The 18,152-nt window shown below is 69.7% G+C and carries 18 protein-coding genes; 9 read left to right on the forward strand and 9 right to left on the reverse strand.

Features of this window, described 5'->3' with window-relative positions:
• The first annotated feature begins 16 nt into the window (after positions 1-16).
• Both purM and HQ308_RS12890 read left to right on the forward strand, forming a co-directional pair.
• The gene (gene purM / locus HQ308_RS12885) at positions 17-1,102 is read left to right on the forward strand and encodes a phosphoribosylformylglycinamidine cyclo-ligase (protein ID WP_027504286.1); all 1,086 of its coding nucleotides are present in this window, start codon (positions 17-19) and stop codon (positions 1,100-1,102) included.
• Positions 1,103-1,142: 40 nt separating this feature from the next.
• Positions 1,143-2,603, forward strand: a complete 1,461-nt coding sequence (locus HQ308_RS12890) for an aldehyde dehydrogenase family protein (protein WP_222646607.1) — start codon at positions 1,143-1,145, stop codon at positions 2,601-2,603.
• A 111-nt stretch (positions 2,604-2,714) separates the two neighbouring features.
• On the opposite strand, the gene HQ308_RS12895 is transcribed toward HQ308_RS12890, so the two are convergent.
• The 3 genes from HQ308_RS12895 to HQ308_RS12905 form a co-directional block, all read right to left on the reverse strand.
• A complete protein-coding gene (locus HQ308_RS12895) occupies positions 2,715-2,903 on the reverse strand; it encodes a DUF3073 domain-containing protein (protein ID WP_222646608.1) in 189 nt (62 codons plus the stop codon).
• A gap of 122 nt (positions 2,904-3,025) precedes the next feature.
• A complete protein-coding gene (locus HQ308_RS12900; RefSeq protein ID WP_222641167.1) occupies positions 3,026-3,691 on the reverse strand; it encodes an MOSC domain-containing protein in 666 nt (221 codons plus the stop codon).
• Positions 3,688-4,824: a folate-binding protein YgfZ gene (locus tag HQ308_RS12905; protein WP_222646609.1), complete on the reverse strand. Its 1,137-nt coding sequence runs from the start codon at positions 4,822-4,824 to the stop codon at positions 3,688-3,690. The genes HQ308_RS12900 and HQ308_RS12905 overlap by 4 nt, the downstream gene beginning before the upstream one ends.
• A gap of 55 nt (positions 4,825-4,879) precedes the next feature.
• Between HQ308_RS12905 and HQ308_RS12910 the strand changes: the two genes are divergently transcribed.
• From HQ308_RS12910 to HQ308_RS12935, 6 genes are all read left to right on the forward strand, one after another.
• Positions 4,880-5,737, forward strand: coding sequence for an aminodeoxychorismate lyase (locus HQ308_RS12910; protein WP_222646610.1), 858 nt, complete (start codon positions 4,880-4,882; stop codon positions 5,735-5,737).
• A gap of 112 nt (positions 5,738-5,849) precedes the next feature.
• On the forward strand, positions 5,850-7,316 hold the full coding sequence (locus HQ308_RS12915) for a cytochrome ubiquinol oxidase subunit I (RefSeq protein ID WP_222646611.1): 1,467 nt from the start codon (positions 5,850-5,852) through the stop codon (positions 7,314-7,316).
• Between the two features lie 18 nt (positions 7,317-7,334).
• Positions 7,335-8,369 (forward strand): cytochrome d ubiquinol oxidase subunit II, encoded by a 1,035-nt coding sequence (cydB, locus tag HQ308_RS12920; protein ID WP_222646612.1) that lies wholly within the window; start codon positions 7,335-7,337, stop codon positions 8,367-8,369.
• Positions 8,366-10,048, forward strand: a complete 1,683-nt coding sequence (gene cydD / locus HQ308_RS12925; RefSeq protein ID WP_222646613.1) for a thiol reductant ABC exporter subunit CydD — start codon at positions 8,366-8,368, stop codon at positions 10,046-10,048. Before cydB ends, cydD begins: the two co-directional genes overlap by 4 nt.
• Positions 10,045-11,835 carry a thiol reductant ABC exporter subunit CydC gene (gene cydC, locus HQ308_RS12930; RefSeq protein ID WP_222646614.1) on the forward strand — a complete coding sequence of 597 codons (1,791 nt, stop codon included), beginning with the start codon at positions 10,045-10,047 and terminating at the stop codon, positions 11,833-11,835. The genes cydD and cydC overlap by 4 nt, the downstream gene beginning before the upstream one ends.
• A gap of 220 nt (positions 11,836-12,055) precedes the next feature.
• Positions 12,056-12,394: a hypothetical protein gene (locus HQ308_RS12935; protein ID WP_222646615.1), complete on the forward strand. Its 339-nt coding sequence runs from the start codon at positions 12,056-12,058 to the stop codon at positions 12,392-12,394.
• On the opposite strand, the gene HQ308_RS12940 is transcribed toward HQ308_RS12935, so the two are convergent.
• Positions 12,382-13,044 (reverse strand): FABP family protein, encoded by a 663-nt coding sequence (locus HQ308_RS12940; RefSeq protein ID WP_027504278.1) that lies wholly within the window; start codon positions 13,042-13,044, stop codon positions 12,382-12,384. The genes HQ308_RS12935 and HQ308_RS12940 overlap by 13 nt on opposite strands.
• A 269-nt stretch (positions 13,045-13,313) precedes the next feature.
• Here HQ308_RS12940 and HQ308_RS12945 point away from each other — a divergent pair, with 269 nt between their 5' ends.
• A complete protein-coding gene (locus tag HQ308_RS12945) occupies positions 13,314-14,816 on the forward strand; it encodes a cutinase family protein (protein WP_222646616.1) in 1,503 nt (500 codons plus the stop codon).
• Positions 14,817-14,906: 90 nt separating this feature from the next.
• Here HQ308_RS12945 and HQ308_RS12950 read toward each other — a convergent pair whose 3' ends face one another.
• The 5 genes from HQ308_RS12950 to HQ308_RS12970 all read right to left on the reverse strand — a co-directional run bounded on the left by HQ308_RS12950 (position 14,907) and on the right by HQ308_RS12970 (position 18,046).
• Positions 14,907-15,215, reverse strand: a complete 309-nt coding sequence (locus HQ308_RS12950; protein ID WP_027504276.1) for a DUF1416 domain-containing protein — start codon at positions 15,213-15,215, stop codon at positions 14,907-14,909.
• Positions 15,216-15,217: 2 nt separating this feature from the next.
• Positions 15,218-16,051: a sulfurtransferase gene (locus tag HQ308_RS12955; RefSeq protein ID WP_027504275.1), complete on the reverse strand. Its 834-nt coding sequence runs from the start codon at positions 16,049-16,051 to the stop codon at positions 15,218-15,220.
• 40 nt (positions 16,052-16,091) lie between these two features.
• Positions 16,092-16,550, reverse strand: coding sequence for a DUF4395 domain-containing protein (locus HQ308_RS12960; protein WP_222627838.1), 459 nt, complete (start codon positions 16,548-16,550; stop codon positions 16,092-16,094).
• A gap of 270 nt (positions 16,551-16,820) precedes the next feature.
• Positions 16,821-17,270 carry a co-chaperone YbbN gene (locus HQ308_RS12965; protein WP_222646617.1) on the reverse strand — a complete coding sequence of 150 codons (450 nt, stop codon included), beginning with the start codon at positions 17,268-17,270 and terminating at the stop codon, positions 16,821-16,823.
• Entirely contained in the window at positions 17,267-18,046 is a 780-nt protein-coding gene (locus HQ308_RS12970) for an LmeA family phospholipid-binding protein (protein ID WP_222646618.1), read from the reverse strand. Before HQ308_RS12970 ends, HQ308_RS12965 begins: the two co-directional genes overlap by 4 nt.
• Positions 18,047-18,152: the final 106 nt, after the last annotated feature.

The raw sequence follows: 18,152 nt of genomic DNA on the forward strand, positions 1-18,152 counted from the left end.
CTGGAGCAGTACACCCATGACCGATGACACCCACCAGCCCGGCGCAGGAGCCTCGTACGCAGCGGCAGGAGTGGACATCGAAGCCGGTGATCGTGCCGTCGAGCTGTTCGCGCCCCTCGCCAAGCGGGCGTCGCGACCGGAGGTCATGGGCGGTCTCGGTGGGTTCGCCGGCCTGTTCGCGCTGAAGGGCGGATACCGCGAGCCGCTGCTCGCCGCGTCCACCGACGGTGTGGGCACCAAGATCGCGGTCGCGCAGGCTCTGGACAAGCACGACACGGTGGGACTCGACCTGGTCGCGATGGTCGTGGACGACCTCGTCGTCTGCGGAGCGGAACCGTTGTTCCTGCAGGACTACATCGCCGTCGGCCGCGTCGTGCCGGAGCACGTCGCGCAGCTGGTGAAGGGCATCGCCGACGGCTGCATCCTGGCCGGGTGCGCACTGCTGGGCGGCGAGACCGCCGAGCACCCCGGCATGATGGCGGACGGCGAGTACGACCTGTCCGCGACGGGTGTCGGCGTCGTCGAGGCCGACCAGGTACTGGGCCCGGACCGGGTGCGTCCCGGCGACGTGGTCCTCGCGATGGGGTCCTCGGGACTGCACTCCAACGGCTACTCCCTCGCTCGCAAGGTTCTGCTCGACATCAGCCGCATGTCGCTCACCGGTCATGTCGAGGAGTTCGGCCGCACGCTCGGCGAGGAGATGCTCGAACCCACCCGCATCTACGCCAAGGACTGCCTCGCCCTCGCGGCGGAGACGGACGTGCGGACGTTCTGCCACGTCACCGGTGGTGGCCTGGCTGCCAACCTCGCTCGCGTCATGCCGAAGGGCCTCGTCGCCGAGCTCGATCGCGGAACGTGGAGCCCGGCTCCGATCTTCGCGATGATCGCGCAGCGCGGACGCGTGGAGCGCGAGGAGATGGACCGCACGTTCAACATGGGCGTCGGCATGGTCGCGATCGTGGCACCCGAGGACGTCGACCGCGCCCTCGCCGTGCTCACTGCTCGCCACATCGACTGCTGGACGCTGGGGACGGTCAAGAAGTCCGCCGACAGCGGAACCGACGAGCGCGCCGTGCTGACGGGTAATCACCCGCGTTTCTAGGTTCTCGTTTGTCGCAGGACTGGTCGGGCACCCGACCGGCATGACGACGTACGACGGATTCGACACCCTCCCGATCGCCGGTCAGTGGCGAGTGGGCCGAGACGGCCGCACCGCCGACGACGTGAACCCGTACTCGGGCGACGTCCTGACCACCCTCCCGCTGGCCGATGCGGCCGACGTCGACGCAGCGTTCACGGCGGCGAGCATCGCGCAGCGGGACTGGGAGTCCACGCTCCCGACCGAGCGTGCGGACGTGTTCCACCGCGCAGCGCGCATCATGGAGGAGCGCAAGGACGAGATCGTGGACTGGCTCGTCGCGGAGGTCGGCGCCATCCGCCCCCGCGCCGAGTGGGAATGGCTGGCCGTCCGCGCGGTGATGCTCGAATCGGCGAGCTACCCCACTCGATCGGCCGGGCGCATCCTCCCTGCCGCCCTGATCGACGGCAAGGAGAACCGCGTGTACCGGCGGCCCCTCGGCGTGGTCACGGTGATCAGTCCGTGGAACTTCCCGATGCAACTGTCCGCCCGCTCGGTGGCGCCCGCGCTGGCGCTCGGCAACGCAGTGGTGCTGAAGCCCGCGAGCGACACCCCCGTCACCGGCGGACTCCTGCTGGCCAGAATCCTCGAGGATGCCGGATTACCCGCCGGCCTGCTGTCCGTCGTCGTCGGCAAGAGCAGCGAGATCGGTGACGCCGTGACCTCGCATCCCCTCACACGGCTCGTGTCGTTCACGGGTTCGACGCCCGTGGGGTCGGGCATCGCAGCGTCGGCGCCGCTCACCAGGATGTCCCTCGAACTCGGGGGCAACGGGCCTCTGGTCGTGCTCGAGGACGCGGACGTCGAGGCAGCCGTGAACGCGGCGGTCTTCGGGTCGTTCTTCCACCAGGGTCAGGTGTGTATGGCGACCAATCGGGTGATCGCGGTCGATGCGGTGCACGACGAGGTGGTGGGCCGGCTCACCGAGCGGGTCCGGTCACTGCGCACCGGCGACCCCGCCGATCCCGACACACAGATCGGCCCGATCATCAACGACGCACAGGTGGAGTCGATTCTCGACCGGATCTCTCGCGCGGAGTCGGACGGCGCGGAGATCCGCGTGCGCGGAGAGCGTTCGGGACCGGCCGGTCGGGTGCTGGGCCCACATCTCGTGCTGGGAACGAACGGCGTCGCGACCGCCGCCGAGGAGGTGTTCGGACCCGTCGCCACGGTGATCCGGGCAGACGGGGAGGACGACGCCGTCCGGATCGCGAACGACACCGAGTACGGGCTCTCCAGCGCGGTGTTCTCGCGAGACGTCGAGCGTGCGGTCCGGGTGGCGACGAGACTCGACGCCGGAATGACACACGTGAACGACACCACGATCAACGACGAGCCCAACACCGCGTTCGGCGGCGAGAAGAACTCCGGCATCGGTCGTTTCGGCGGCGAGTGGGCCATCGACGAGTTCACCACCGACCACTGGATCAGCGTCCAGCACACGCCGCGACAGTATGCGATCTGACCTGCGCGTGAAGAACCTCGCACACACGACCGTGCGGGGCGTCCCGAAGTCGGAACGCCCCGCACGGTCGTGTGTGCGAGGTGAGGATTCCCCCCGTGTCAGGGGATGCGGTCAGCGCCGCCAGTCGTCGTAGTCGTCCTCGTCGTGTCGGGACGGCTCCCGATCGGCGATGCCGTTGCGGTGCGAGTCGGGGGAACCTGTGAGCTCTCGTTGGAGACTCTCGAAGTCCGTGGACGGTGAGCTGTACTTGAGCTCACGTGCAACTTTGGTCTGCTTTGCCTTAGCCCGGCCGCGGCCCATGGCTAACCCCCTCGCGAGTAGCGGGGCGGCCTGGGATTTTTTGGCGGCCCCGTCTGATTGTGTGTTCTTCCTGCCCACACTCTAGCGTGCGAATCGGGTCTGCGCTTCCACCGGCGCCGGTGTCACACCGACGGTGCGCGCCGCGCCGCCCGGGCCGCCATGTCGCGGGCCTCGCGGTAGACCTTGGGCGCCAGATCGGGGGTGTTCAGAAGGATCTGCATCGCCTCCGCCGACACCCCGGTGAAGAGGTCCCGCACGGTGACTCCGTGGTCGGGAACGGACACGATCTCGATGTCGTCGCCCGCCGAGAGCGCGCCGACTCGCACGACGCGCAGGTACGCCCCGACATCGCCCCGCGCGGTGAAACGCTTGACCCAGGTCTTCTCGCCCGTCCACCGCGCGAAGGCGGCACACGGGCGCCGCGGAATGGTCACCTCGAGCTCGGCGGTGCCCACCGACCAGCGCGTTCCGACGACCGCATCGGTGACGGGCAGTCCGCTCACGCGCAGGTTCTCACCGAACCACCCCGCGGGAACCTCCCGGCCGAGTTCCTCGGCCCACCTGTAGGCCTCGGCCTCGTCGTACGCGTAGACCGCCTGGTCCGCGCCGCCGTGGAAGGTGACGTCGCAGGAGCGATCACCGTGCAGGCCGAGCTCGGTGACGTCGACGGGTCCGGACACCGCTCGCTTGTCGATGGCGGAGTCGACCACCGCCGGCCGAGATATGGGGTGGATGGTGTGCACGACGCACACCGACAGCACGCGTCCCGACGGGGCCGGCTGCGTCACCGGCCGCGCAGCCGATCCACCGCGGCGCGGCCCGCCTGGACTGCGGTGTCCAGGACGTAGGAGTCGGGATCGATCGAGGCGGCGCACGGCCCGGCGTCGAGCGTGGTCTCCACCGGCACCGCGCGCTTGATCTGTGCGAGCGCGATCGGTCCGAGCTCGAAGTGATCGACGACGGTGCCGATGCGGCCCACGGATCGGCCGCCGACGGTGACGTCGTCGCCCGTCTCCGGTCGACCGTCCGCGGAGCCGTCGAGGTGCAGCAGGACCAGTCGGCGCGGCGGCTTGCCCAGATTGTGGACGCGCGCCACCGTCTCCTGTCCGCGGTAGCACCCCTTCTCGAGGTGGACGGCCCCGAACTCGCTGACCCCGCCGATCCAGCCGACCTCGTGGGGAATCGTGCGGTCGTCGGTGTCGAGACCGAGGCGTGGTCGACCGGACTCGACGCGCAGCGCCTCGAACGCCCAGCTGCCCGCCTCACGCGCACCCGCGACGACGAACTTCGCCCACCACTCGTCGAGACGGTCGGCGGGGACCAGGACGTCGAAAGAATCGGTGCGGGTCGGCCACGGCATCCGGCGGACCAGACCGAGGTCGGGGTTCGCGGCGTCGAGCGGAAGGGCGTCGTACGGCATCGCGGGCACCTCGGCGCCCACCGCTCGCAGGATGGAGCCGGCCTTCGGGCCGAGCAACGACACGACGACCCGTTCGCTGCCGCGACGCGGCGCGGCCTTCGACCAGAACACCATCTTCGACAGGAAGGCGAGAAGGTCCGGTCCGCGGTCCGCCTCGGTGTCGATCCAGGTGGTGCCGCCCAGGTCGGTCATGACCATGTGGTGTTCGACACGCCCGTTGACGTCCAGGCTCAGGTTCTCCGCGGAGGCTCCGTCGGCAAGCGTCGCGACGTGCTGGCTGGAGATGGTGTGCAACCAGGTCAGTCGCTCCTCGCCGGTGATCGCGATGACGAACCGGTTCGACCGATCGACGACCGCGGCGGTCGTGACGGCGGCGCGCTGCTCACCCAACGGATCCCCGTAGTGCCAGGCGGTTCCACGATCGGGACCGTCCTGGGGTGCGGCCACCGCGCCGGGGCGGGCCAGAACGGGGGAGGAGTACAGGCCAGGGGTCTCGGACACCCCACCAGTCTAGGAGCGGACTGCCCGGTCCGGCCACGGCACTACCCTCGGGGCCATGACTTCACGCGTGGTGGTGACCCTGGACGGTGCCGTGCTCGATCCGACCGAGCCTGTTCTGCATGCCGACGACCTGGCGGCGGTGCGCGGGGACGGCATCTTCGAGACCGTGCTGATCCGCGAGGGTCGGGCGTGCCGACTCGACGCTCACCTCGCCCGCCTCACCCGGTCGGCGGCCATGCTCGACCTCGCGGAACCGGACGTCGACGCATGGCGGCGCGCGGTGGACGTGGCACTCGCGCAGTGGGAGAAGACCGGTGGCGGCGAGGGTGCGATGCGGCTGCTGCTGAGCCGGGGGCGCGAGGGCGCGGACGGTGCCGAGACGGCGCTCGTCATGGTCTCCGCCGTCGCCGATCGCGTCACCCAGGCGCGCGCGGAGGGCGTGTCGGCCCTGACCCTGAACCGGGGTTTCTCCATCGACGCGACACAGCAGTCGCCCTGGGCCCTGCTCGGTGCGAAGACTCTGTCCTACGCCACCAACATGGCGGCCCTGCGCCACGCGGCACGAGAGGGCTTCGACGAGGTCGTGTTCCGCAGTATCGAGGGGCAGGTGCTCGAGGGTCCACGGTCGAGCGTGCTGGCCGTGGTGGATCGCCGCATGGTCACGCCTCCGGTGGAGCACGGGGTGCTGCGCGGCACCACGGTGGACGCTCTCTTCGAGGTCGCGGGCGACGCCGGCTTCGACTGTGCGCACGAGCCGTTGCGGGTGGCCGATCTGATCCTGGCCGACAGTGTCTGGCTGATCTCCTCCGTCACGCTGGCCGCGCGCGTGCACACGCTCGACACCACGCACCTCAAGGAGATGCCGTCGGACCGCGTCGTGCGCGAACTGGTGGACACCGCCGTCGCGCGTTGACGCGCGCCACAGGTAACGGTGGACACAGTCCATCGCCTACTACTACGCGTAGTAGTAGCGTCGGCCCCGTAGGCAGGATCCCCGCCTCGCAGCCGACGACAAGAAGCTGGTCATGGACGCACTCGATGTCTCACGATGGCAGTTCGGAATCACCACCGTCTATCACTTCCTGCTCGTCCCGCTGACCATCGGACTCGCTCCGATCGTCGCCGCGATGCAGACCATGTGGGTGATCACCGGCAAGGACTCCTGGTACCGGCTCACCAAGTTCTTCGGCAAGCTCTTCCTCGTCAACTTCGCACTCGGCGTCGCCACCGGCATCGTCCAGGAGTTCCAGTTCGGCATGAACTGGTCCGAGTACTCGCGGTTCGTGGGCGACGTCTTCGGTGCGCCGCTCGCGCTCGAGGGCCTCGTCGCGTTCTTCCTCGAGTCCACGTTCCTCGGGCTGTGGATCTTCGGGTGGCAACGGCTGCCGAAAGTCGTTCACCTGGCGACGATTTGGCTGGTGGCCATCGGGGTCAACGCCTCCGCCTACTTCATCATCGCCGCGAACTCGTGGATGCAGCACCCGGTGGGGGCCGTCTACGACCCGGACACGGGGCGTGCCGAGCTCGTCGACTTCTGGGCCATGCTCACCAACAACACGGCGCTCGCGGCGTTCCCGCACGCGGTGGCCGGATCCTTCCTCACCGCAGCGACATTCGTCGCCGGCATCGCCGGGTGGTGGATGGTGCGCAGCGCACGTCGCGGCGACGTCGGTCCCTCGTCGGAGGCCCGCTCCATGTTCCGCCCCGCGGCCCGGCTGGCATTCGTCGTCATGATCGCCTCCGGCGCTGCACTCTCGATCACCGGAGACGTGCAGGGCAAGCTGATGTTCGAGCAGCAGCCCATGAAGATGGCATCGGCAGAGTCGCTGTGTCACACCGAGACCGGCGCCTCGTTCTCGATCCTCACCATCGGCACCCACAACAACTGCGACAGCGTCCAGCACATCGTCGCGATCCCCGGCCTGACGTCGTTCCTCGCGAAGAGCGACGTCGACGCGACCGTCCAGGGGGTCACCGAGCTGCAGCAGCAGTACGAGGAGCAGTACGGACCGGGTAACTATCGGCCCAACCTCTTCGTGACCTACTGGGCCTTCCGGATGATGATCGGCCTCGCCGCCGGGTCAGCCGTGCTCGCAATCGCCGGCCTGTGGGTCACTCGAGGTGGCCGAGTTCCGGACCAGCGCTGGTTCTCCCGGCTCTCACTGCTCGCGATCCCGACACCCTTCCTGGCGAACAGTGCGGGCTGGATCTTCACCGAGATGGGCCGCCAACCCTGGATCGTCGCGCCCAACCCCAGCGGAGTCGACATGATCCGCCTGACGGTCGACCAGGGCGTGTCCGACCACCCCGTCGCTCTGGTGGCGGCGTCCCTCGCGACGTTCACCGTCCTCTACGCCGGGCTCGGTGCCGTCGGGTTCACGCTCATGCGTCGCTACGTGCAGGCAGGTCCGCTCGAGCACGACAGGCACCCCCACGACGACGACGGTGACGACACCGACGCCGACGCCCGCCCGCTCTCGTTCGCCTACTGACCCGCCGGAGACATGATCATGGGAACGCCCGAATTCTGGTTCGCCGTCGTCACCGCATTGTTCGTCGGATACTTCGTTCTCGAGGGATTCGACTTCGGGGTCGGCATGCTCATGCCCGTTCTCGGTCGATCCGGCCGGGACGACGCCGAGACCCGACGTCGCGTCGTGCTCAACACGATCGGTCCGGTGTGGGACGGCAACGAGGTGTGGCTCATCACGGCGGGAGGAGTGCTCTTCGCGGCCTTCCCCGAGTGGTACGCGACGCTCTTCTCCGGCTTCTATCTGCCGCTGCTGCTGATCCTCGTGGCGCTCATCCTGCGTATCTGTGCCATCGAGTACCGCGGCAAGATCGACGACCCCGTGTGGCGGCGTCGGTGCGACCTCGGTATCGGGATCGGTTCCTGGGTGCCCGCGGTGCTGTGGGGCGTCGCCTTCGCGAACATCGTGCGCGGTGTCGCCATCGACGCGGACAAGAAGGTCACCTCGGGACTGCTCGACCTTCTCACTCCCTATGCGCTGCTGGGTGGTGCGACCACAGCGATGCTCTTCGCGTTCCACGGTGCCGTGTTCATCGCCCTCAAGACGGCCGGCGAGGTTCGAGCGGACGCATCGAGACTCGCTGCGGCACTGATCGTTCCGACCGTGGTGGGCGCCGGGGTGTTCGCGCTGTGGACTCAGCTCGCGCACGGGAAGGGCTGGACCTGGTGGATCGTCGCCGCTGCCGTGGCAGGGCTGGTGACGGCAGCGGTGGCCGTGCTGCGCGGGCGAGACGGATGGGCCTTCGTCGGCACCACCGTGACCATCGGCGGAGCCGTGCTGTTGCTCTTCTGCTCACTGTTCCCGGACGTGATGCCCTCGACCATCGACGCCGCGTTCTCGCTGACCGTCGACAACGCGTCGTCCTCCGCGTACACGTTGCGCATCATGGCGTGGCTGTCGGCGATCGCGGCACCGGTGGTCCTGGCCTACCAGGGCTGGACCTACTGGGTCTTCCGTCGGCGCATCTCGACGACGCAGATCCCGGCGTCCATCGGCCTGGCGAGCACTCGATGACCGCGACGAGGCGGCCCCGAGGACCGATCGACCCCCGGTTGTGGCACCGGTCGGTGCCCGTCCGTCGTCACCTCGTGGGGTCGGTGGCGCTCTCCCTGGTGACGACCGCGTGCGTCGTCGTCATCGCCGTCGTCGTCGGGACCGTGCTGGGCGGCGCGGTCACCGACCCGACCCGTCGGACGGTCGGAGCCTGGACCACCGAGCTGACGGTCCTGGCTGCCGCCGTACTGGTCCGCGTCCTCGCGTCGTGGGCGCGGTCGAGGTACGCGCACCGCTCGGCGGTCCGAGTCGTGCGCGGGTTGCGCGCGGACATGCTGGACGCGGCCACGACGACGCGCTCGCGCGGCGGGGAGGATCGGGGCGAGTGGTCGACGGTGGTCACGCGTGGTCTCGACGGACTGGCGCCCTACCTCACCGACTACGTCCCGGCCCTCGTCCTGGCGGCGACCGTCACGCCGATCGCGACCCTTATGATCGCGTTCGTCGATCCGCTCTCCGCGGTGATCGTGGCGGTCACACTCCCGACGATCCCGGTGTTCATGGTGCTGATCGGTCTGATGACCCGCGGGCGGTCCCGACGAACCCTCGACGCGATGACGCGACTGTCCTCTCAGCTGATGGACCTGCTCGCCGGAATCCCGACACTGCGCGCACTCGGCCGGCAGGACGGGCCGGCCGCGCGGGTCGGCGAACTCGGGGACGAGCACCGCCGCCGGACGATGGCCGCACTGCGCGTCGCCTTCCTCTCGTCCATGGTGCTCGAACTGCTGGCCACGCTCGGCGTCGCACTCGTCGCGGTGTCGATCGGTCTACGCCTCGTGTACGGCGACATGGAGCTGGCACCCGGCATCGTCGCGCTCATTCTGGCGCCCGAGGTCTACCTGCCGCTGCGCGCACTCGGTGCCGCCTTCCACGCGTCCGAGGACGGTGCGGAGGCCGCGGGACGTACCTTCGCTCTGCTCGAGAGCGCCGAGTCGCAGGCGCCGCGTGACCAGCGGACGGCCGCGCCGCCCACCGGTCCGGTCACCGTCGTCCTGACGAACCTGTCGGTCCGCGGGCGGGACGGGTGGGCACCCCGCCACCTCGACGCGACGTTCCGGGCGGGACGGGTGACGGTGCTGACCGGCGCCAACGGGACCGGGAAGTCGACGGTCCTGGCGTCCGTTCTCGGGCTCGTCGATCCCGACGAGGGGTCCGTCTCCCTCGTGGGCTCCGACGGGGTGCGGGTCGACCTGTCGACCGTCGACCTCGACCAGTGGTGGCGCCGTGTGACCTGGCTGCCGCAGCGTCCGGCCGTCGTCGCCGGATCCGTCGCCGACAACCTCGACCTCGGGGCGCGTGGTGACGTGGCCGAAGCTGCTCGTGCCACGGGGTTCTCGTCCGTCCTGGCGTCCCTGCCCCGCGGAGCCGCGACGATGCTCGGCGCCGGGGGAGTGGGACTGTCCGTCGGAGAAGCCCAGCGGTTGGCCCTGACGCGCACTCTCGCCGCGACGGGATCCGTCGTGCTCCTGGACGAACCGACCGCCCACCTCGACCCGGAATCGGCGCGTCGGGTGCTCGGGTCCCTGCGGGCCGCGGCCGACGGCGGCCGCACCGTCGTCATCGTGGGGCACACGCCCGAGGTGCTCGCCGCCGCGGACACTGTCGTGCACGTGGACCGAGCGGCGGTGTCGGCATGAGCAATCTGACGCGGGCACTGCGGCTGCTCGACCTGCCGCCGGGGCGCGTCGCGCGGGCCGTGGCGGCCGGAGTCGCGACGCTGGGCAGTGCACTCGCGCTGTCCGCGCTCTCGGCCTGGCTCATCACGCGGGCATGGCAGATGCCGCCGGTGTTGCACCTCTCGGTGGCCGTGGTCGCGGTGCGCGCGCTCGGCATCACGCGCGGCGTGTGTCGGTACCTGGAACGACTGGCCACGCACGACGTCGCACTGCGCGGGACCGTCCGTGCGCGGTCCACCCTGTACCGCGAACTGTCGCAGGGTGATTCGGCCACGGCGGTGACGACGCGGCGAGGGGATCTCCTCGTGCGGACCGGCGCCGACGTGGACGCCGTCGGCGACGTGGTGGTGCGCGCCCTCGTTCCCGTCGCCGTCGCGGCGGTGGTCTCGGCCCTCGCGGTCGGACTCGTCGCCGTGTGGTCCCCTGCCGCGGCAATCGTCCTGGCGGTCGCGCTGCTCGTCTCCGGGGTCGTGGCGCCCTGGTCGAGCGCCAGGGCCGAGCGGGCCGCCGCCGAGGATCTCGTCGCTGCGCGAGCCGACTTCGCCGCCCACGCCGTCACCGCGATCGACCACGCCGCCGAACTCCGGGTGTCCGGGCGACTGGCAGACGTGCGACGCCGCGCTGACGAGGCCGACCGCGCCGTCGGTGCCGCGCAGGACCGCGCCGCCGGGTGGTCCGCCCTGTCCGCCGCGGCGACCCCGCTGTCGATGGGAGTCGCGGTGCTGGGCGCCCTCGCCGTCGGCATCTCGGCGTACGGCACCGCATCGGGGTTCGCGGGCGGCACCGACCCCACCGGGCTCGCCGTCGTGGTGCTGGTTCCGCTCGCCGCGTTCGAGGCGACGGGTGCGATACCCGCCGCCGCGGTGGCGTGGGTGCGCGGAGCCGCGGCGGCTCGGCGGATCATGGCTCTCGTGGACGAGGCCCGCTCCGGGCCGGCGGTGACGCCGAAGGACGACCCGCCGCCGTCGCCATCGGTGCGCCTCGAGGTGTGCGACGTCGTCGCAGGCCGCCGCGGATCGCGGACCGCGCCGGTATCTCTGGTGGTGGAACCCGGTGCGCGCCTGGCGATCAGCGGACCCAGCGGCGTCGGCAAGTCCACGCTCGCCATGACGATCGCGGGGCTCGTCGCCCCCGCCGCGGGCACCGTGCTCGTCGACGGCAGGTCCGTCGACGAACTGTCCGAGGACGCGATGTGCCGGACGGTGTCCTACGTCGCCGAGGACGCCCATGTCTTCCGGACCACCGTTCTGGAGAACCTCCGTGTGGTGCGCGGTGACGTGACCGAGACGGAGGCGACGGCGGCACTCGACCGGGTCGGGCTCGGCGACTGGGTGCGCGGTCTGCCCGACGGTAGGCACACGGACCTCGACGGCGGCGCGGAGGTGCTGTCCGGCGGCCAGCGTCGCCGACTGCTGCTGGCCCGCGCGACGCTCTCGCGGGCGGCGGTGATCATCGTCGACGAGCCCACCGAACACGTGGACGACGTGTCCTCCGCCGCGTTGCTCGCCGCGATGCTCGATCCCGACGGTGGACTGTTCGATCGGGCGACGACCGTTCTGGTCGTGACACATCGACCGGTGCCGACGGGCGTTCGAGTGGTGACCGTGAGCGGTGAACGTCAGGTGTGTTCGCTCACGGAAAAAGACGTTGCCGACCGGGCTGATCCACGCGTAGCGTCGTCTGTACACGAGAGAGGAGGTGGTCTGGAATTGTATGACTCTTGGACGCGTGAGGTGGCTGCCCGCTAGCCGCAACCGCTGACGGTTCTTCTCTCACCGCGCGAGCGGCGGGCGAATACCAGGCAGCTACCCGACCCCCGAGCCCTCGGTCCGTCCAGACCGAGACCCGTACTCCTGCAACGGTGTACCGGTAGGGCTCGGGGGTCGTCCCATGTCCGGACCAGGCCCGCGCGCCTGGTCTTTCCCGTTCTGCCGAGCAGACCCCCTCGCCTGTGTCACTGTGGGGGACATGACGAGTGACGAGCAGCCCGACACGACGAACACCGACGACACGTCCTCCGACACCGGTTCGGCGAACGAGGAGACCGTGGGCCCCGAGCTGACGCAGGAGGACCTCGATCGCGCCGGCGAGAAGATGGACGGCCTCAATGCGCGGTACGAGACCGGTGCGCGCGAGACGGTGACGCTGCCCGGCACCGGCGGCACCGTGTCCGGTACCGCGTTCGCGGACTTCGACGAGGACGGTGCCTCCGAAAAATCCGACACCGAGAAATCCGACACCGAGAAGGCCGACACCGGTTCCGGGAAGGATGCGGAGAGCGAGAAGGGCGAGCGTCAGCCCACGTAGCGTTCGAGGCGGGCGGACAGCCGGGGCTCGAGATCGCCGTCCGGTCCGACCCGCTCCTCGACGTACGCGAGATCGCCACCCTCGACGATGCCGTAGAGACGCTTCGCGCCCCCGACCAGCGCCGCCGACGTGCTTCTGATGACCACGTCGGTGGCCAGCTCCCAGGACGACTGCGTCAGTGCGCGGCCGTAGTACAGCTCGATGAGCCCGCTCGCGTGGGTCAGTAGGAGCTCGAGAGTCTCCTCGCCGTCGTCACCGGGCTCACCGGTTCCGCTCACCCGCCAGAAGCCGGACTCGCGCAGGTCGCGGCCGGCGTAGGCGCCGTTCTCGTCGACGCGCCAGGTGCGGGACTCCCACGACAGGTAGGGACCGCCGTCGTGGCTCACGACGATCTGCTGTCCCAGTGTGTAGTCGCCCTCGGCGTCGTGTCCCTCACCGGTGCCGCGCCACACGCCGACCAGCGGCAGCAGTGCCAGCATGGAGTGCGAGATGTCGGGACCCTGCCGCAGATTGGCGGTGTCACCGTCACCGGGCAGATCGGGGAGCAGCGGGATGTTGCGCCCGGCCGTCTCCTTGGCCCGTTCCTCCGCACGCGCGACCGCGGCGTCACCGCTCAGGCGGGGCGCCGGGGTGCCGAACTCGTCGGTCACGACTCGTCGGTGACCAGGCGATAGACGACGTACAGCGAGAACCAGGCGATGAGGATCGACGCCAGGATGAGGAGTGCTTCGAAGAATAGGACCACGCACCGATTGTAGACCGGCGGTGTCGTGGATCTGCCACGGGCCGCCGTCGCGATCGGTCGACGCAGGCGGTCCGCAGACTGTGTGACGGATGACAACCTGTGCCGGGTCCGGTGACGCGATTCATTGTTTAAGGTCGTGAGGTTCTGGAACCGAGAGACGAGGGTGATCCATCCATGCTTCGTGTGACCGGGCTCGACCCGACCGACCGTCGGCGGACCGGGCCGACGAGGATCGTGCTGCGCGCGGCGACCGCTGCCCTCGCGACACTGCTGTTGTGCGCGATCCCTGGAGGACTGGCGGGGGCGGCACCGATCACCCCCTCCGATCCGCTCGGTCTGGGCGACGACCCCGTCGAGTCGGTGCTCGACACGTTCGGGCTGGGCACGAAGGTCGATCAGGATCCGAACAACTACGCGTACGACTGCCCCGACGTGCTCATCGTCGCCATCACGGGCGCGACGGACTCGGAGTCGGACCGGAACCCCGTCGACGAGGTGGACCGGCTGCCGTGGTCCAACTGGGTCGGCAACGTGACCGTGCCCGCGGGGGAGGCCTCGGCGTCCACGCCCGGACGAGTCGGTTGGGTGTACGTGCCGTACGCGTCGGAGTACGGCGTGGCCGTGGCCGAGCCGGTGCCCACATATCAGGAATCCGTCGCCGAGGGCCTCGCGACCATGGGCCGGATGATCGACGCCAACAAGACCGCGTGCGGCACGTCGACGAAGTACGTGCTGCTCGGCTACAGCGTGGGTGCCGAGGTGGTCGAGCGCCTCGCCGTCGACATCGGGTCCCGACCGTCCACGGCGCACGTGACGTCCGACGACATCGCCGGGGTCGCCCTCGTCGGAGATCCGTACCGCCCTGCCGGCACTGCGTCTCTGGACAAGCCCGGTCCGCCGGGTGGTGGCTTCATGTCGTCCGAGCCGAAGGACTACGGGACCCTCACGAACAAGATCCGGTGGGCGTGCCGTCCGATGGACATCGCCTGTGACGCACCGGAGAACCTCGGCGTCCTGCCGTTGGCGCTCAACGTCTTCGGGCGGATGCACTTCACCCTGCTCGATCCGGGCCGCACCGTCACCGAGTTCGTCGCGGTCTCGTCCGACGTCGCGGCTCGCACCATCGCGCACGTCTTCAGCGACCCTGACTTCGCCACGTCGGACGAGTCCCTGCTCGACGTGATGCTCCGGGTGTCGGACCGCACCCAGCCACTGCCGGACGAGCGGTCGCCGACGCCGCGCGAGATGTTCGACGCCGTGACGTGGGCGCTCGGTCCCGGCCGCCCCGTCGTCGAGGCCAAGCTGCAGGCGGAGGCCGTGGGGTTCGGCGAGGACAACGCCGACATCCCGCAGCTGTTCGAGAAGCCCTACGTCGAACTGGGGTTCCTGCAGCACCTCTACTACTGGGACAACTTCCCGGACAACGGCCGCGACTGGGAGAGCGAGAAGATGATCCGCTGGATCACCGACCTCGCTCGCGAGCAGAGCGAGGCCCCTCCGGTCGACGAGCCGGCCGCTCCTCCTGCGGGAGACACGACGGCGCCCGCCGAGCCCCGCGTTATTCCCCCGGTGAATCCCGGCTATCTCGCGCCGCCGGCGCAGCCCGTGGAGACGGTGCCGTCGACGTGGGAGGAAGTGCTGAAGTCCCTCGGCCTCCCGCCGGAGCCCGGCAAGTAGTTCCCGCGGTCGGATCGCACACCCTCCACGACGCGAACACCCTCCCCAGCACGCTGGGGAGGGTGTTCGGCTGAAACGAGAGGTGTTCGGTCAGGCGCCGATCGAGATCTCGGCCTCGTGGAGGCCGGCGGACTCGGGCGAGATGGTCACGTCGCCGTTGCCGGACGCGGACAGCGCGCGCAGCGTCCAGGTGCCGGGGGCCGCGAAGAAGCGGAAGTCGCCGGTTCCGGACGCGACGACCTCGGCGGTGAACTCACCCGTGCTGTCGAGCAGGCGCACGTACGCACCGCCGACGGGCTGACCGTCCGACGCGGCCAGGACACGGCCTGTGATGACCGTCTCCTTCTCCACGTCGACGCCGGCGGGAAGGGTCTGTCCCTGAGCAGGTGCTCCACACATGATTACGCTCCCAACTCGATAGGTGCTCCCACGAGGGAGCCGTACTCGGTCCAGCTGCCGTCGTAGTTCTTGACGTTCTCGTAGCCCAGCAGCTGCGTCAGTGCGAACCAGCTGTGCGACGAGCGCTCGCCGATGCGGCAGTACGCGATCGTGCCCTTGCTCGGATCGATGCCGACACCGTCGTAGAGCTCCTTCAGTTCCTCGTCGGACTTAAAGGTGCCGTCCTCGTTCGCTGCCTTGCTCCACGGCACGTTGACGGCGCCGGGGATGTGGCCGGGACGCTGGCTCTGCTCCTGCGGGAGGTGCGCCGGCGCCAGGATCTTGCCCGAGTACTCGTCGGGGGAGCGGATGTCGAGGAGGTTCTTGGTGCCGATGGCGGCGATGACCTCGTCACGGAACGCGCGGATCGACAGGTCGGGAGCCTCGGCCCTGTAGGACGTTCCCTCGCGGGAGACGGCGTCGGTGCTCAGCGGACGACCGTCCAGTTCCCACTTCTTGCGGCCGCCGTCGAGCAGACGGACGTCCTTGTGGCCGTACAGCTTGAAGTACCAGTAGGCGTAGGCCGCGAACCAGTTGTTGTTGCCGCCGTAGAGGATCACGGTGTCGTCGTTGGCGATGCCGCGCGTCGACAGCAGGTCCGAGAACTGCTCCTGGTTCAGGAAGTCACGAAGGACCGGATCCTGGAGGTCGGACTTCCAGTCGAGCTTGACGGCACCCTCTATGTGGCCGGTGTCGTAGGCGCTGGTGTCCTCGTCGACCTCGACGAACACGGTCTTGGGAGCATGCAGGTTCTGCTCGGCCCAGTCGGCAGTGACCAGGACGTCGGAGCGAGCCATGTGGTTCCTTTCGATTCTTCTCTGACAGGTGGTGGGTGGTTCAGGTGGTGGCATGTCGAGCCGGCAGGAGCCGACTCGCGAGTGGGTAGATCTTGCAGCCCAGGCAGATTCCGAACGCCGCGTTCAGCACGGCGGCGAACAGGGCCAGACCCGTGGCGACGGTGCCGACGGTCGTCGAGGACAGCGCGAACCCGAGGGTTCCCACGATCGAGAAGGCGAATCCCAGTCCCTGCGCGAACCGCAGGGGGGTCGTCGGTTCGGTCTCCGACACCGGGCCCAGGCGCGGTGCGACGACGGCGCGGAACACGCGTCCGTAGGGATGCGCTGCCGGCCCGGCTGCAGCGCCGTACGCGAAGACCAGCGTCTGCAGGCCCAGGAGCACCGCTGCAGCGGTGAGCGACACCGTCGACACGAGCAGCGTCACGACGAGGACGCCGGTGGTCACCCAGGCGACGAAGCGGGGACCACGAACGTCGACCTGCGGGGGAATGGATGACATCGAGATGCTCCTGGAGTGGAGGAAAGGGGACCGAGCGGATGCGCGTGGTCTCCGGCGCTCGTCGAGCGGTCCGAGGTCGGTACAGCACGGCTGTACCCGAGCGGACGGGTCGACGAGGGGAGGACCGTCGTCAGCGGCAACGGCAGCAACAGCCACCGAGGCGGCACAGGTCCACTGTGCGGCGTCGGGTGAGCAGAAGCTCGTGGCTGGCGGTCACGTCGGCCATGGTACCCACGCCGGTCCCGATCCAGAAGTTCCGGGTGTCGCTCGTCACTCCGACGAGGGTGAATCGGACGCCGAGAGCACGGCGGCCCGCAGGTCCTTCGGCGACGGCACACCCGACGCGCGCGATCGTTCCCGCATCGCCCCATCGAGCACGAAGGTGGTCGGGAGAGACATCACGCCGAAGTCGCGGGCGAGCTGCGGGTTCTCGTCCATGTCCACCTCGACATCGGACACGCGGTGCCCCGCCGACTCGAGGTCGGTCACCACGGCGGACACGACGCGTCGCACCGCCGCACACGGGCCGCACCAGGTGGCGGAGAAGTGGAGCACGGTCACCGCGCCGTCGGTGGCGCCGGCGGCGCGCAGAGCGTGAGCTCGCGATCCCGACGCGCCGCCGCGATCCGACGTGCGGACGGCGCCCTCTCGGCGGCGGACCCACAGGCCCACCACGGCGGCGAGCGCCAGGGCGACGAGAAGGACGACGACGGCGCTCACGGCGTGCGGATCTCGTCGAGTTCGATGGTGACGTCCTCGGCACTGCCCTCGATGACGATCTGGCCGCCCTCCGCGTAGACCGACGTGGGGAGGATGCCGAACGGCAGCTGCTGCTCGTCGATCGTGCGGGTGAACAGGCCCAGGACCGCGGGCTTCAGGAAGTCGGGGATGGTGAAGTCGGCCTGGCCCTCGGGCCCGAAGTAGAGGTCCGACGCGACGATGGACACGGTTCCACCGTCGAGCCGGAGCTCGGCGGTGACGCTGACCGCGGTGTCCAGGGGGCCGACGGGCACGGTGCCCGTGAGGACCACGGCCCCGGCGGTGGTCTCGCCGGAACCGCCCGAACCGCCGGTGCCGTCGGAGCGGTCGGCGGGGGGAGTGGAGACCTGGAGGTCGGGGATCTCGAGGAACCGGCCGAGGTCGGTGGCGTCGATACGGACGCGCGCGTCGAGTTGATCCATGGGCACCGTGCGCACCGATCCGTCGAGCAGGTCGGAGGCCGGAATGCGCACGCCGCGCAACGTCGCCTCGATGGTCGTCTTCTCGACGTAGTCGGTGGGGACGTCCTGCGCTCGGATCTCCACGCGGCCGTACCTGCCGTCGACCGCCTGGGTCAGGAACGGGAAGCCGTGGATGGTCACCTGCGGATCGGACACCAGATCTCCGCCGTCCCGCAGTGCCCGCGAGACGCGGTACTCGGAGTAGGCGGCGGTGCCGAAATCGGCGGCCAGAGCGAGCGCCAGGACGAAGACGAGCCCGACGATCAGTTTTCGCACGGAGTTCCTCTCGGGCGGTTCGGTGTCCTGCGGGCGGGTCCCGAGGCGGGCGGTGGCGGCTCGCAGCCGACTGTCCTGCCTTCCGACAGGTTAGTCTGTGACCGAA

The sequence above is a fragment of the Rhodococcus sp. BP-241 genome, from assembly GCF_019836145.1.
GTDB lineage: Bacteria > Actinomycetota > Actinomycetes > Mycobacteriales > Mycobacteriaceae > Rhodococcoides.

Coding starts and splice junctions, on each gene's coding strand:
- HQ308_RS12890 (WP_222646607.1), top strand. CDS start 1,143: ATGACGACGTACGACGGATTCGACACCCTCCCGATCGCCGGTCAGTGG.
- purM (WP_027504286.1), top strand. CDS start 17: ATGACCGATGACACCCACCAGCCCGGCGCAGGAGCCTCGTACGCAGCG.
- HQ308_RS12915 (WP_222646611.1), top strand. CDS start 5,850: ATGGACGCACTCGATGTCTCACGATGGCAGTTCGGAATCACCACCGTC.
- HQ308_RS12910 (WP_222646610.1), top strand. CDS start 4,880: ATGACTTCACGCGTGGTGGTGACCCTGGACGGTGCCGTGCTCGATCCG.
- HQ308_RS12895 (WP_222646608.1), bottom strand. CDS start 2,903: ATGGGCCGCGGCCGGGCTAAGGCAAAGCAGACCAAAGTTGCACGTGAG.
- HQ308_RS12950 (WP_027504276.1), bottom strand. CDS start 15,215: ATGTGTGGAGCACCTGCTCAGGGACAGACCCTTCCCGCCGGCGTCGAC.
- cydC (WP_222646614.1), top strand. CDS start 10,045: ATGAGCAATCTGACGCGGGCACTGCGGCTGCTCGACCTGCCGCCGGGG.
- HQ308_RS12960 (WP_222627838.1), bottom strand. CDS start 16,550: ATGTCATCCATTCCCCCGCAGGTCGACGTTCGTGGTCCCCGCTTCGTC.
- HQ308_RS12935 (WP_222646615.1), top strand. CDS start 12,056: ATGACGAGTGACGAGCAGCCCGACACGACGAACACCGACGACACGTCC.
- HQ308_RS12945 (WP_222646616.1), top strand. CDS start 13,314: ATGCTTCGTGTGACCGGGCTCGACCCGACCGACCGTCGGCGGACCGGG.
- cydD (WP_222646613.1), top strand. CDS start 8,366: ATGACCGCGACGAGGCGGCCCCGAGGACCGATCGACCCCCGGTTGTGG.
- cydB (WP_222646612.1), top strand. CDS start 7,335: ATGGGAACGCCCGAATTCTGGTTCGCCGTCGTCACCGCATTGTTCGTC.
- HQ308_RS12955 (WP_027504275.1), bottom strand. CDS start 16,051: ATGGCTCGCTCCGACGTCCTGGTCACTGCCGACTGGGCCGAGCAGAAC.